Source organism: Actinoplanes sp. NPDC051633, assembly GCF_040681735.1.
Taxonomy (GTDB): Bacteria; Actinomycetota; Actinomycetes; order Mycobacteriales; family Micromonosporaceae; genus Actinoplanes.
Window position 1 is genome coordinate 1 of sequence record NZ_JBFAZH010000080.1, and the last position, 13,098, is coordinate 13,098.

The window sequence follows — 13,098 nt, forward strand, 5'->3', positions numbered from 1 at the left end:
GCTACCAGCAATGCCACGCCCAGCTGGACGGCCACCGCGATCAGGCCCTTCTGCACCGTGTTGTGGTCGCCCAGGAAGCCGATCAGCGGCGGCCCGCCCAGGAACGCGCAATATCCGATCGACGCGACCACGCTCACCCGCGCCGCCGCCCGCTCCGGGTCGTCCGCCGCCGCGCTCATGCCCACCGGGAAGCCCAGGGATGCGCCCAGGCCCCAGAACAGCGCGCCGACGAAGGCGATCGGCGTCGACCAGCCGAAGACGAACAGGCCGAGCCCGAAGAGGCTCACCACCGCGAGGACCCGGAGCACCGGCACCCGGCCGTACCGGTCGAGCAGCGCCGGACCGAACCATCGTCCCACCGTCATCGCGGCCAGGAACAGCGCGAATGCCAGCGTTCCGACGGTGGCCGGAGCGTCGTAGTCGTCGATCAGCGCCACCGCGATCCAGTCGATGCCGGTGCCTTCGGCGAAGGCGAACGCCAGCACGAACACCCCGACCAGCAGGGTCCGCGGCTCCCGCCAGGTGGCGAGGGTGCGCTTGAGGCCGCTCTCCGACGGGGGCGGCGATTCGGCGGAGGTGGACGTCGACGGGAGCGCGTCGGCGGTGTCGGGCACGAAGGAGCGGACCGCGAACACCACCGCGGCGGCGAGGCCCAGACCCCAGATGATCAGGTGCGTGGTCACCGAGATGTGCAGGGCGATAGCACCGGCGCCGACCAGTGCGCCGGCCACCGTACCCACGCTGTAGCCCGCGTGGAAACGCGGCATGATCGCCCGCCCCAGCTTGCGCTCGACGATCGCGCCCTGGACGTTCATCGCGACGTCCCAGGCGCCGTTCGCGAAGCCGAAGAAGAACAGGGCGACCACCACGGGCGCCACGCCGAGACGGTAGCCCAGCCCGATCCCGACCACGGCGAGGCCGAAGAGCACCGCCATCGCCATCACCGTGCGGCGGGAGCTGAACCGGGCCACGATCTGGCCGGCCATCACCAGCGACACGATCGAGCCGGCCGCGATCGCCAGCAGCACCAGGCCGAGCCGCGACGGCGTCAGGTCGAGGCCGTCGCGGACCTGGGGGATGCGGGTCGCCCAGGTGGACATGCCCCAGCCGGAGCCGATGAACGCGACGTAGGTGGCGCGGGTCGCGGCGCGGACCCGGGCATCGGTTTCGACGACGGCGCTCACGAAATGTCCTCCTGGAGCAGGCGGCTGACGATGCGGTGGGTGTCCGCGCGGCTGAAGGACACGGTGGACAAAGTCATGTGCATGACCAGGCCCTCGATCAGGGCGTCGACGGCGCGCGCGGTGAGCGGGTCGACGAAACGTTCGAGCACGGCGCGGCTGCGGCGCATCCACGACTCGGTGACCTCGCGGAGCGCCGGGTGCCGCAGCGCCGCGAGATACAGCTCGTAGGCCACGGCCCAGTCCTTCGAGGACGCGCCGGCGTCGCCGTGGATCAGGTCGGTGACGGCGTCGATGAACTCCGCGCGGGAGCCGACGCCCTCGAAGTGCGCCTCGTAGAGCGGCGACATGCGTTCCGCATGCCGTTGGAAGGCCTGCGCGAAGAGATCGTCCAGGCCGGTGAAGTGATAGGTCAAAGAGCCCAGGGGTACGTTCGCAGCCGCGGCGATCCGGCGATGGGTGGTGCCCGCGACGCCGTGCTCGGCGATCACGTCGATCGTCACGTCGACGATGCGCGACTTGCGGTCGGGGTCGAAGCGCCGGGCCTGCCGGACGGACGCGGCGGTCACGGCTCGACCGCCTTGACGACGCGGGCCGGGTTGCCGACCGCGACGACATCGGCGGGCAGGTCGCGCACCACCACCGCGCCCGCGCCGACCACCGTGTTGTCGCCGATCGTCACGCCGGGCAGCACGATCACGCCGCCGCCCAGCCACACGTTGTCGCCGATCGTGATCGGGCGGGCCGCCTCCCACTTGTCCCGCCGCGGGCCGGCCTGCACCGGATGGGTCGGGGTGAGCAACTGCACGTTGGGCCCGATCTGGGTGTCGTCGCCGATGGTGACCCGGGCGACGTCCGCGCAGACCATGCCCCAGTTGACGAACGTCCGGGCGCCGATGGTGGTCTGGTAGCCGTAGTCGCAGCGGAACGGCGGCCGGATCGTGGTGTGCTCGCCGACCGCGCCGAGCAGCTCGCGGAACAGCTCGCGCAGGCCGCCGTGATCGGTCGGGTCGAGGGTGTTGACCCGGTGGCAGAGGCCCTGCGCCCGCATGTCGTCGATGCCTAGCTGGGGGTCGTCCGCCAGGTACAGCTCGCCGGCAAGCATCCGGTCGCGCATGGACGTCATACGTACGAGCGTACAAAGGATGTGTACGGCTGTACATATCACTCAGGAAGAAGTGGCCCGCGCCTCGTCCTCGGCGATCTTGCGGGCCAGGCCCTCGCGCCCGTCGTACCGCAAGAACTTGGGCAGTGCCGCCGCCAGCGCGACCGTACCCACGACGCAGAGCACGCCGCCCACCCAGATCGACCCGCTCACGCCGAGCCGCGTGTTCGCCATCGCCCCCGACCGCACCTGGCCGAGCAGCGGCCCAGTGGTGTACGACAGCATCTCGATCCCGGCGAGCCGCCCCCGCAGATGGTCGGGGATGGTCTGGTTCCAGATGATCGACCGGAAGATGCCGGAGATCATGTCGCAGTACCCGGCGAACGCCAGGCAGAGCAGGGTGAGCCAGAGCCACCGGGAGAGCCCGGCGCCGGTGATCCCGACGCCCCACCCGGCCGCCGCGATCACCACCAGCAGGCCGTGCTTGTAGACGTGGTTGGACCAGCGCGAGGTCACCGTGCCCAGCAGCGCGCCGACCGCCGGCGCGGCGTAGAGCAGACCTAGGATCTTCGGGCCGCCGAGCTGGGTGGCGAGGAAGGGATACAACGCCTGGGGCATGCCGAAGAACATCGCGTTGATGTCGACCAGGTAGGTGCCGAGCAGCTCCGGGCGATCGCGCGCGTATCGCAGGCCGGCGACCACCGACCGCAGCGACGGCCGGTCCGGGTCCGGTGGCGGCGGCACCGCCCTGATCAGCGTGATGCACACCAGCGAGACGGCGAAGGTCGCCAGGTCGATCGCGTAGACCCAGGCCAGGTCGACGGTGGCGATCAGCACGCCGGCCAGGGCCGGGCCGGCGAGCTGCGCGACGTTGAACATCAGGCCCCGCAGGTTCATGGTGGCCGGGATCTCCTCCGGCGTGACCAGGCGGGGGAGCATCGCGTCCAGCGCCGGTCGCTGCAGGCCGTCGACCGCCGACGTCAGGAACGCCACCAGGTAGAGCAGCCACAGATGCGGCTCGTCGGAGAGCGCGTTGATCAGAAGTACGGTGCACAGACCGGTCTGCGCGAACTCCGCGCCGCGGACGAGCAGCCGCCGGTCCAGGAAATCGGCCAGCGCACCGCCGACGAAGCCCATGATCAGCAGCGGGACGAGCTCGCAGACGCCGAGCAGCCCCACCATCAGCGGGTCGTCGGTGATCGCCGCGACCTGGAACGGGATAGTCACATAGGTGATGAAGGACCCGAAGGCCGTGATGGAGCCGCCGACGAAGAGGAGGCGGAAGTCACGAGAGGTGCGCAGCGGCGTGAGGTCCATCCCCAGCCGCCGGCGTCGAGGGCCGTCGGTCACATCGGCGAGCCTATTTAAGGACCAGCCGCCCGGTCTTCTCAAATTCGGCGAGGTCGGCCAGCGTCTCCTCGATGATGAACGACTTGCGGCCGGGCAGCGCGTCGAGCGGGAAGAAGCCGGCGTCGACCGACTCCTCGGTCTGCCGCAGCAGCTCACCCTCCCAGGTGTGGATCCGGAAGGACATCAGGATCTGCTGGTACGTGTGCCCGTACCCGTTGGTGAAGGTGTAGTTCGAGTAGAAGGCGAACGGTGTCAGCGAGGTCGCGGTGAGCCCGGTCTCCTCCCACGTCTCGCGGATCGCGCACTCCTCCATGCTCTCGCCGAGCTCCATCGCACCGGCCGGCATGGCCCAGTGGTGGTTGTCGGAGCGCTGGATGAGCAACAGCCGGTTCTGGTCGTCGAGGATCACCCCGCGCGCGCCCACGAACAGCAGGGTGTCGATGTCGCCGACGGTTCCGCGTACCCGTCCCAGATAGGACTCAGCCCAGGTCAATGCCACGCAGCAAGCCTAATCACGAAGCCTTCTTGGCCGCCTTCTTGGCGGGGGTGGCCTTCTTCGCAGCGGTCGCCTTCGCAGCCGGCGCCTTCTTGGCCGGCGCCTTCTTGGCCGCGGTCTTCTTCGCCGCGGTCTTGGCGGGAGCGGCCGGTGCCTCGCCGCGCGCCGCCTTGGCCCGCTCGACCGACGCCTTCAGAGCGGCCATCAGGTCGACCGCGGCGGCCGGCGCCTCCTCGGTCTCCTCCGGCGCGACCACCTCGCGGCCCTCGACCTTGGCGTCGATGACCTCCTGCAGCGCGGCGCGGTAGTTGTCGGTGAACTCGTCCGGCTTGAAGCTGCCGGCCATCGAGTCGATCAGCGAGCTCGCCATCGCCAGCTCGGCCGGGCGGGTCTCGATCTCCTCGTCGAGGAACCCGAAGTCGACGCCGCGCACCTCGTCGGGCCAGAGCATCGTGTTGAGCACCAGGACGTCGTCGCGGACCCGCAGGGTGGCCAGCTGCTCGCGCTGGCGGATGGCGATCTTCACGATCGCGACCCGGTCGGCGTCCTGCAGGGCGTCGCGCAGCAGCACGTACGGCTTCGCCGCCTGCCCCTCGGGCTCGAGGTAGTAGGCCTTGGCGAACATGATCGGGTCGATCTCGTCGGCGGGGACGAACTGCAGCACGTCGATCGCGCGGGACGTGGTCAGCGGCAGCTCGGCGAAGTCCTCGTCGGTCAGGATGACCATCTCGCCACCGCCGATGTCGTACCCCTTGGCGATGTCGTCGTAGGTCACCTCCTCGCCGTCGACCGAGCAGGTGCGCTTGTACTTGATCCGCCCGCCGTCGGTGCGGTGTACCTGGTGGAACCGGATGTCCTTCTCCTCGGTGGCGGAGTAGAGCTTCACGGCGATCGACACCAGGCCGAACGACACCGCACCCTTCCAGATCGCGCGCATGCTGCCTCCATACCCCCGATGAGCTGCCCTGATCAAGAATGGCATCACCGAGACGCCTGCGTAAGGGCTTCCGCGCTGCCTATGGTGATCGAGTGCCTGGTGCGCCGTTGTCCCCGATGCTCGCCACCACCGGTCCGCTGCCGAGCGGCCCGGGGTGGAGCTACGAGTTCAAGTGGGACGGCGTACGCGTGATCTCGGCCTTCGATTCGGGTGCTCCCAGGCTTTATGCCCGTTCCGGGACCACGGTTACCGCAGCTTATCCAGAAATTTCCGCCATGAGGCTTCCGGCGGGGTCACTTCTGGACGGTGAGATGGTGGTGATGAACGCCGAGGGCCGGCCCTCGTTCACCGCCCTGGCCGAGCGCATGCACGTCCGTGACCCGCGCCGGGCCGCTCAGCTGGCGGCGTCGCTGCCGGTCACCTACATGATCTTCGACCTGCTCAAACACGGCGACGAGGACCTGAAGCGCCAGCCGTACGCCCTGCGCCGGGAACGCCTCGAGGAGCTCGACCTGAACGGCCCGCACTGGATGGTGCCGCCGGTGTTCACCGACGGCGCGGCCACCGCCGCGGCCGCCCGCGAGTACCGCCTCGAGGGGGTCGTCGCCAAGCGGGCGGACACGCCGTACGTGCCGGGGCTGCGCTCGCCGGACTGGGTCAAGGTGAAGTTCGACAGCACCGGCGACTACGTGATCGGTGGCTGGCGTGCCGGGGCTCGGCGTCTCGGCGGGCTGCTGGTCGGTTCGCCCGGGCCGGACGGCCGGCTGCTGTTCCGCGGCCGGGTCGGCGGCGGCATCAGCGGAGCATCCGAGACCGAGCTGCTCTCCGTGCTCAAGCCGCTGGCCACCGAGAAGTCCCCGTTCGCGCCGGGCGCGGTGCCCCGGGAGGATGCGCGCGGCGCGCACTGGGTACAGCCCGAGCTGGTGGTCGAGGTGCGCTACGGCAACCGGACGCCCGACGGGCGGTTGCGTTTCCCGCGCTTCCTGCGACTGCGCCCGGATAAATCGCCCGCGGAGTGCGTGGAGGACCAAGACGATGGCAGCTGAGCGGTTCAGCGTCTCGATCGACGGGCGGGACCTCGAGCTGTCCAACCTGGACAAGCTGATGTACCCGGCCGCCGGCTTCACCAAGGGTGAGGTCATCGACTACTACACGCGGCTCGCGCCGGTCCTGCTCCCGCACCTGGAGGGCCGGCCGCTCACCCGGATCCGCTATCCCAACGGGGTCGACGGAGCGTTCTTCTTCGAGAAGAACAAACCCGGTGGAACCCCTGACTGGGTACGCACCGAGCGGCTGCCCGTTCCCGGATCCACCAAGTCGCGCGAGACCATCGACTTCGTCGTCGTGGACGATCTGCCGACCCTGGTCTGGGTGGCCAACATCGCCTCGCTGGAGCTGCACACCCCGCAGTGGAAGGTCGGCCGGAACCCGGATCTGATGGTGGTCGACCTCGACCCCGGTGCGCCGGCCGGGCTCACCGAGTGCTGCGGGGTCGCGGTGCTGATGCGCGACCGGCTGGCCGCGGACGGCGTGGACGCGTACCCGAAGACCTCCGGCAAAAAGGGGATGCAGCTCTGCTGTCCCATCGCGGGTGAGCAGGACTCCGAGGAGGTGTCCCGATACGCGAAGAAGGTCGCCGAGGAGCTCGCCGCCATGGTGCCGAAGTCGATCACCGCGAAGATGGCGAAGAACCTGCGGCCGGGCAAGATCTTCATCGACTGGAGCCAGAACGCCGCGGCCAAGACCACGGTCACGCCCTACTCGCTGCGAGCGCAGCAGAGCCCGACCGCGTCGACGCCGCTGACCTGGGAAGAGGTCGAGGCGTTCGGCACCGGTGAGGCCCAGGCGCGGCAGTTCACCGCGCAGGAGGTCCTGGAACGGGTCGAGGAGTACGGCGACCTGCTGGAGGATCTGCTGACCCCGGGCCCTCGACTGCCGTAACCGGCCGGTTGGCCGCTCGACGTACCTTGCGGCGCAAGGTACCGTGTGACACATGAGCGAAGCGCAGCTCTCCAGCGGCCTGCGGCGCGGGACGCTGGAGTTCTGTGTGCTGGCGATGGTCGAGCGAGATGACGTGTACGGCACCGAGATCGTGCGCCGCCTCGGCGAGGAGCGCAGCCTCACGACCACCGAGGGCACGATCTATCCGATGCTGTCCCGGTTGCGCCGTGTTGGTTGGCTGGCCAGCAAGTGGAGCGAGTCGCCGTCGGGCCCGCCGCGTCGCTACTACTCGCTGACCGACGAGGGCCGCGCGGCGCTGGGCCGTTTTCGTGTCGAATGGCTTTCGTTCCGGCAGACCGTTGACCGACTCGTAGGGACCGGTGAGGCATGAGCATCCAGAAGACCGACCTGGTCGGTGAGTATCTCCGCGAGGTCGAGCTCCGGCTCAGCGGGCTGCCGCTGCTGGAGCGCCGCGAGCTGCTCGCCGACCTGGAGTCGCACATCGCGACCGAGCGCGAGCGGGGTGTGTTCTCCGAGAGCGAGATGATCGAGGTCCTCCGGCGGCTGGGCAGCCCCGAGGAGGTCGCCGCGGCCGCGTACTGGGAGGCGGGCCCGCAGCCGCCGCGGCGGTCGTACGCACCGGCGCCGGCGCCGCCGCCCAAGGGCGGCGTGCCGGGCTGGGTGATCGCCGCGATCGTCGCCTTCGTGGTGCTCTTCCTGATCGGCGCGCTCGGGCTGGTGTTCTTCGCGCGGGTCAGCGGCGAGAGCGCGCCGGAGCCGATGCAGGCCCCGGCGATCCAGGCGCCCATGCCCGAGAGGCCCGACATGCCGCTGCCGTTCCCGACGGAGTAACTCGTCGATCTGCGGCAGCGGCGAGCCGAGGGCGTCGTCGGTGCGGATGGAGATGTCAGACCGGGGCGACGAAGAACTTCTCGCCGTTGCCCAACCCCAGGGTCGGGCTCTCCCAGTTGATGTTCTTGCTGGAGGTCAGCTGGCTCACGCCGGTCGCGCCGGCGGTGACCGCTTGCCCGTCCACCCAGGCGCCCAGGTAGATCGTGCCGTCCGAGTTGTAGTCCACGTACAGGAACCGTTCCGACGTGCCGCCCGCCGGGGCGCCGGCCTTCAGCGGGAGGGCGCCGGTGCTGCCCACGGTCACGTACTTGTTGTTGACCAGCGCCCGGATCGCGAAGGTGCTCTGCGGCAGGGCGATGAGCTGGAACTTCTCCGTGGTGCTGACCCCGGTGGTCACCGCCTGCAGCGGGCTCGCGCCGTTGTTGACCGCCCGCACGAACTTGTTGCTGGCCTTCGACTTGATGGTGACCAGCGGCGGCGGTGCCTGAAGGGCGAACTTCTGGCTGAGGCCGATGGTCGTCGCGTTGGCGATCAGCGGCGAAGTGGTCGACGCCGCGGTGACGTACTTGCCGTTGGTCAGCGCCTTGAGGCTCACCGTGCCGTCGAGGTTGTCGATGAGCTGGAACCTCTCCCAGCCGCCGATCGTGGTGGCGGCGGCGAGCAGCGGCTTGGTGCCGGAGTTCATCGCCCGGACGTACTTGTTGTTGGCCTTGGCGCGCAGGGCGACCCGGCCGCTGCCGGCGTCGACGATGTCGAACTTCTCGTAGCCGTTGACGATGGTGCTCTTGGCGATCAACGGCTGGGCGCCCGCGGAGGGGGCCGTGACGAGCTTGCCGTTCGACTTGGCCAGCAGACCCCAGCCGGTGCGGGTCTTGGCCAGAGTGGCGACGGTCAGGAACCGGTTCGGCGAGCCCAGCGTGTCGTGCACCGGGCCGGCCGGCGCGGCGGTGACCAGCGCGTTGCGCACCTGCGCCGGCGTCCACTCCGGGTGCTGCTGCAGGAGCAGGGCGACGGCGCCGGCGACGTGCGGGGCGGCCATCGAGGTGCCGCTGTAGGCCACCGATCCGTTCGGGGTGCCCGCCGCCGCCGAGGTGATGTTCACGCCCGGAGCGAAGAGGTCCACGCAGTTGCCGTAGTTGGAGAACCAGGCCCGCAGGTCGACCCGGTCGGTGGCGCCGACCGTGATGGCTCCCAGGACGTTCGCGGGCGCGACGCCGCACGCGTTGACCATCGAGTTGCCGGCCGCGATCGCGTACGTGACACCGGAGGCGATGGAGCGGTTGACCGCATCGTTGAGGACCGGGTCGGTCGTTTCACCGCCGAGGCTCATGTTGGCCACCGCCGGCTTGACGGCGTTCGCGGTCACCCAGTCGATCCCGGCCACCACCTGCTCGGTGGTGCCGCTGCCCGAGCAGTCGAGCACGCGCACGGCGACCAGCTTGATCGCCTTGGCCACGCCGTACTTCGTGCCGCCGACCGTGCCGGCGACGTGGGTGCCGTGGCCGTCGCAGTCCTGGGCGACGTCGTCGTTGTCGATGAAGTCGCGGCCGTTGCTCGCCCGGCCGCCGAAGTCCTCGTGGGCGATGTCGATCCCGGAGTCGATGACATACGCCGTCACGCCCGGCGCGGAGTTCGGGTAGGTGTAGGAATTGTTCAGCTTCGGGTAGAGCTGGTCGATCCGGTCCAGGCCCCAGGACGGCGGCGCGGCCTGCGTGTCGGTCGCCGAATACCGCCGGACCGGCGAGACGTACGCGACGCCGGGGTCGGTCGCCGCCCGCCCCGCCTGCTGCGCGTTCATGGCGGCGGAATAGCCGGAGAGGGCGTTGGTGAAGACCCGGCGCACGGTGCCGCCGTGCTTCTTGGTGAGAGCGGTGGCGGTGGCGCGGACTTTCTGCGGAGCCACGCCCTTGAGGACGACGATGTAGCGGTCCGGAACCGTGTCGGACCTGGTCGCTCCCCGCAGGTGCGCCGGCAGCGGCTTGGGATGCCCGGGCTCGGCGGCCTGCGCAGGAGCCCCGGCATTTATGGCGAAAATCGCGGCGACCAGGGCAAGCCCGGCCACCGCCGCGCGGCGCAACACGCCATGACGTTTCACAGCTGACTCTCTTCTCGATCCGAGAGCTGTCCCCCGTGGACAACGTCAGGCGATTATCGATGAAGATGAACCGGCTTCGCGTCGGACGTTCGGCCGACACATGGGCTTCGCTCAATCAACCGACGGCAGCGGCGGACCCAGCACGTCGTCGGCGTCCACAATGGTGTACGCGTACCCCTGCTCGGCCAGGAAGCGCTGGCGGTGCGCGGCGTACTCGGTGTCGATCGTGTCCCGTGACACGACCGTATAGAAGTGCGCCTGCCGCCGGTCCGCCTTGGGCCGCAGCACCCGGCCGAGCCGCTGCGCCTCCTCCTGCCGCGAGCCGAACGTGCCGGACACTTGGATCGCCACCGCGGCCTCGGGCAGGTCGATCGAGAAGTTGCCGACCTTGGAGATCACCAGGGTCTTCACCTCGCCGGAGCGGAAGGCGTCGAAGAGCCGCTCGCGCTCCTTGTTGGTGGTCGACCCCTGGATGATCGGGGCGTCCAGGTACTCACCCAGCTGATGCAGCTGGTCGATGTAGGCCCCGATCACCAGCGTCTGCTCGCCGGCATGCCGGTCGACGAGGGCCTTGACCACGGGCAGCTTCGTCCGGGCGGTCGCCGCCACCCGGTAACGCTCCTCCGCCTCGGTCACCGCGTACGACATCCGCTCGGCGTCGGTCAGCGTGACCCGCACCTCGGTGCACTCGGCCGGCGCGATCCAGCCCTGCGCCTCGATGTCCTTCCACGGCGCGTCGTAGCGCTTCGGCCCGATCAGCGAGAACACGTCGCCCTCGCGGCCGTCCTCGCGCACCAGCGTCGCGGTCAGCCCGAGCCGCCGGCGGGCCTGCAGGTCGGCGGTGAACCGGAAGATCGGCGCCGGCAGCAGGTGCACCTCGTCATAGATGACCAGGCCCCAGTCGCGGGCGCCGAACAGGTCCAGGTGGGTGAACGCGCCGCCGCGGCGGGAGGTCAGCACCTGGTACGTCGCGATCGTGACCGGCCGGATCTCCTTGCGCTCGCCCGAGTACTCACCGATCTCGTCCTCGGTCAGCGACGTCCGCGCGACCAGCTCACGCTTCCACTGCCGGCCGGCCACCGTGTTGGTCACCAGGATCAGCGTGGTCGCCTTCGCGGTGGCCATCGCCGCCGCGCCGACCAGCGTCTTGCCGGCGCCGCAGGGCAGCACCACCACGCCCGAGCCGCCCGCCCAGAAGCCGTCCACGGCCTCCTGCTGGTACGACCGCAGGTGCCAGCCGTCCTCGGCCAGCCCGATCTCGTGCGCCTCGCCGTCCACATACCCAGCCAGGTCCTCGGCCGGCCAGCCCAGCTTGAGCAGCGCCTGCTTGAGGCGGCCGCGCTCGGAGGCGTGCACCGAGATGGTCTCGTCGTCGATGCGGGCGCCGAGCATGCCGGCCAGCTTCTTGCTCTTGGACACCTCGACCAGCACGATCTTGTCCAGCCCGCGCAGCACCAGCCCGTGCCCGGGGTCGTTGACCAGCTGCAGGCGGCCGTACCGGTCCATGGTGTCGGCCACGTCGACCAGCAGGGCGTGCGGCACCGGGTAGCGGGAGAACTTGATCAGCGCATCCACCACGCCCTCGGCGTCGTGGCCGGCCGCCCGCGCGTTCCACAACCCGAGCGGCGTCAGCCGATAGGTGTGCACGTGCTCAGGGCTGCGCTCCAGCTCGGCGAACGGCGCGATCGCCATCCGGCACGCCTGCGCGTCGGGGTGGTCCACCTCGAGCAACAGGGTCTTGTCCGACTGCACGATCAATGGTCCGTTGCTCACCAGGGGTCCCTTCGGAAGCTGAGCACGACCATTCAGTGTTGCATGCTGTGCTGCTACCGGCCGCTGAGCCTTCGGCCAGGGCTGTGCTGCTACCGGCCGCTGAGCCTTCGGCAAGGGCGGAGTACCCGAGCCCCTGCGGGGCTGTGCTGCTACCGGCCGCTGAGCCTTCGGCCAGGGCGGAGAATCCGAGCCCCTGCGGGGCTGTGACGGATCGCTCCTCCTGCCCCCGCTCACTCCTCCTGGACGGCCGCGGTTATGCGGTGCAGGGCGAACGTGTGCAGCGTCTCCGTGCGGTCGTCCTCGGCGCGCAGGTAGCCGGCGCTCAGCGAGACCGGGCGGACCAGCCGGGACAGCGTCGCGCCGTGCGAATCCACGTAGCCCACCCAGACCCGGGCCTTGTCGCGGACGGCCTGCTGCAGCACGGCCATCGCCTGCCCGTGCGCCTGCACCGAGGTCAGTCCGGGCACGCCCTGCCCGTTCGCCGCGCGCACCGTCACCGGCGCCCGCCGCGCCGCCCTCGTCGCGAGATCGCCCCGGCGGATCTGCTCGACCACCCCGGCCAGCCGTGGCCCGGCCAGCAGCGGGGGCCCGGCCTGATCGGGCAGCTTGACCAAGAGGGGGGTACGCGACGGAGCGCGGCGCACCTTCGGCCGGCTGAGCACCGCCGCCCCACCCGCGTCCTCGGCGACCGGTGCGAAGCCCGCCTCGCGCAGCGCACCCAGCAGGCGGCTCACCTGATAGGGGCTGACCAGCACGGTCGGCGCGAGCCGGCGCAACCCCAGCCCGGACAGCCGCTTGTCGGCCAGCACCTCGGCGACAAGCGCCTCGTCGTCGCTGCGCAGATAGCCGCCGGCCGACCCGGCGCGCAGCCCGCCGTGCTTGCGGGCCGCGTCGTCGATCAGATAGGTGAGCGACTGCGGGATCGGCGTACGCGACCGCTGCCGGAAGAGCGCATGCAGGTCGGCGGCGGTGTAGCCGACGTCCAGCGCCGAGCGCACGCTGGCCGCGGTCACCCGGCGCACGCTGGCCGACTCCTTCTCGGTCAGCACGTCCAGCTCACCGGCCAGCTCGGGCTCCGGCGGGCCGGGCACCACGACAGACAGGTCGGCCTGCACGAGCACGTGGTCGACCGGCGCGGGCAGCAGGGCGTCCAAGGCGCGGACCGCGTCGGTGGCCGGCCCGGCATCCGCGGTGCCGAGCGGGTCGTCGTCGGCGGGTTCGAGCAGCAGCCGGGCGTACGAGGTCAACGCGCCGCGCCCGGTCAGCCCGAGCAGGGCCGCGCCGTCCAGGGCGTCGCGGTGCACCGCCTCACGCCCGCGGGCCCGGCGCGGCGCGTGCCAGGAGAGCAGGCCGAGGACCTCGTCGGCG

General features: G+C 70.5%; 13 protein-coding genes. 4 read left to right on the forward strand and 9 right to left on the reverse strand.

Annotated features, from left to right (window positions below):
* The 6 genes from AB0M20_RS07485 to AB0M20_RS07510 form a co-directional block, all read right to left on the reverse strand.
* Positions 1 to 1,184, reverse strand: a 1,184-nt coding sequence (locus tag AB0M20_RS07485; protein ID WP_364295300.1) for an MFS transporter, incomplete at its 3' end; no start/stop codon positions are given.
* On the reverse strand, positions 1,181 to 1,750 hold the full coding sequence (locus AB0M20_RS07490; protein WP_364295303.1) for a TetR family transcriptional regulator: 570 nt from the start codon (positions 1,748 to 1,750) through the stop codon (positions 1,181 to 1,183). The genes AB0M20_RS07490 and AB0M20_RS07485, both read right to left, overlap by 4 nt.
* Positions 1,747 to 2,307: a sugar O-acetyltransferase gene (locus AB0M20_RS07495; protein ID WP_364295306.1), complete on the reverse strand. Its 561-nt coding sequence runs from the start codon at positions 2,305 to 2,307 to the stop codon at positions 1,747 to 1,749. Before AB0M20_RS07495 ends, AB0M20_RS07490 begins: the two co-directional genes overlap by 4 nt.
* A gap of 42 nt (positions 2,308 to 2,349) precedes the next feature.
* Positions 2,350 to 3,636, reverse strand: coding sequence for an MFS transporter (locus AB0M20_RS07500; RefSeq protein WP_364295309.1), 1,287 nt, complete (start codon positions 3,634 to 3,636; stop codon positions 2,350 to 2,352).
* Positions 3,637 to 3,646: 10 nt separating this feature from the next.
* Positions 3,647 to 4,135 (reverse strand): NUDIX domain-containing protein, encoded by a 489-nt coding sequence (locus AB0M20_RS07505; RefSeq protein ID WP_364295311.1) that lies wholly within the window; start codon positions 4,133 to 4,135, stop codon positions 3,647 to 3,649.
* A gap of 13 nt (positions 4,136 to 4,148) precedes the next feature.
* Complete coding sequence (locus tag AB0M20_RS07510; protein WP_364295314.1) at positions 4,149 to 5,069, reverse strand: Ku protein; 921 nt, start codon at positions 5,067 to 5,069, stop codon at positions 4,149 to 4,151.
* A gap of 92 nt (positions 5,070 to 5,161) precedes the next feature.
* Between AB0M20_RS07510 and ligD (AB0M20_RS07515) the strand changes: the two genes are divergently transcribed.
* The 4 genes from ligD (AB0M20_RS07515) to AB0M20_RS07530 are packed head-to-tail and all read left to right on the forward strand — an operon-like array spanning position 5,162 to position 7,862.
* Positions 5,162 to 6,115: a non-homologous end-joining DNA ligase gene (ligD, locus tag AB0M20_RS07515; protein WP_364295317.1), complete on the forward strand. Its 954-nt coding sequence runs from the start codon at positions 5,162 to 5,164 to the stop codon at positions 6,113 to 6,115.
* Entirely contained in the window at positions 6,105 to 7,010 is a 906-nt protein-coding gene (gene ligD / locus AB0M20_RS07520) for a non-homologous end-joining DNA ligase (RefSeq protein ID WP_364295319.1), read from the forward strand. Before ligD (AB0M20_RS07515) ends, ligD (AB0M20_RS07520) begins: the two co-directional genes overlap by 11 nt.
* 52 nt (positions 7,011 to 7,062) lie before the next feature.
* Positions 7,063 to 7,401, forward strand: coding sequence for a PadR family transcriptional regulator (locus tag AB0M20_RS07525; protein WP_364295322.1), 339 nt, complete (start codon positions 7,063 to 7,065; stop codon positions 7,399 to 7,401).
* The gene (locus AB0M20_RS07530; protein WP_364295325.1) at positions 7,398 to 7,862 is read left to right on the forward strand and encodes a hypothetical protein; all 465 of its coding nucleotides are present in this window, start codon (positions 7,398 to 7,400) and stop codon (positions 7,860 to 7,862) included. The genes AB0M20_RS07525 and AB0M20_RS07530 overlap by 4 nt, the downstream gene beginning before the upstream one ends.
* A gap of 55 nt (positions 7,863 to 7,917) precedes the next feature.
* Here the strand turns inward: AB0M20_RS07530 and AB0M20_RS07535 are convergent, their stop codons facing one another.
* From AB0M20_RS07535 to AB0M20_RS07545, 3 genes are all read right to left on the reverse strand, one after another.
* Positions 7,918 to 9,957, reverse strand: a complete 2,040-nt coding sequence (locus AB0M20_RS07535; protein ID WP_364295328.1) for a S8 family serine peptidase — start codon at positions 9,955 to 9,957, stop codon at positions 7,918 to 7,920.
* 111 nt (positions 9,958 to 10,068) lie between these two features.
* Positions 10,069 to 11,730: a DNA repair helicase XPB gene (locus AB0M20_RS07540; protein WP_364295331.1), complete on the reverse strand. Its 1,662-nt coding sequence runs from the start codon at positions 11,728 to 11,730 to the stop codon at positions 10,069 to 10,071.
* A 230-nt stretch (positions 11,731 to 11,960) separates the two neighbouring features.
* A partial coding sequence (locus tag AB0M20_RS07545) for a helicase-associated domain-containing protein (RefSeq protein WP_364295335.1) occupies positions 11,961 to 13,098 on the reverse strand: 1,138 nt, incomplete at its 5' end.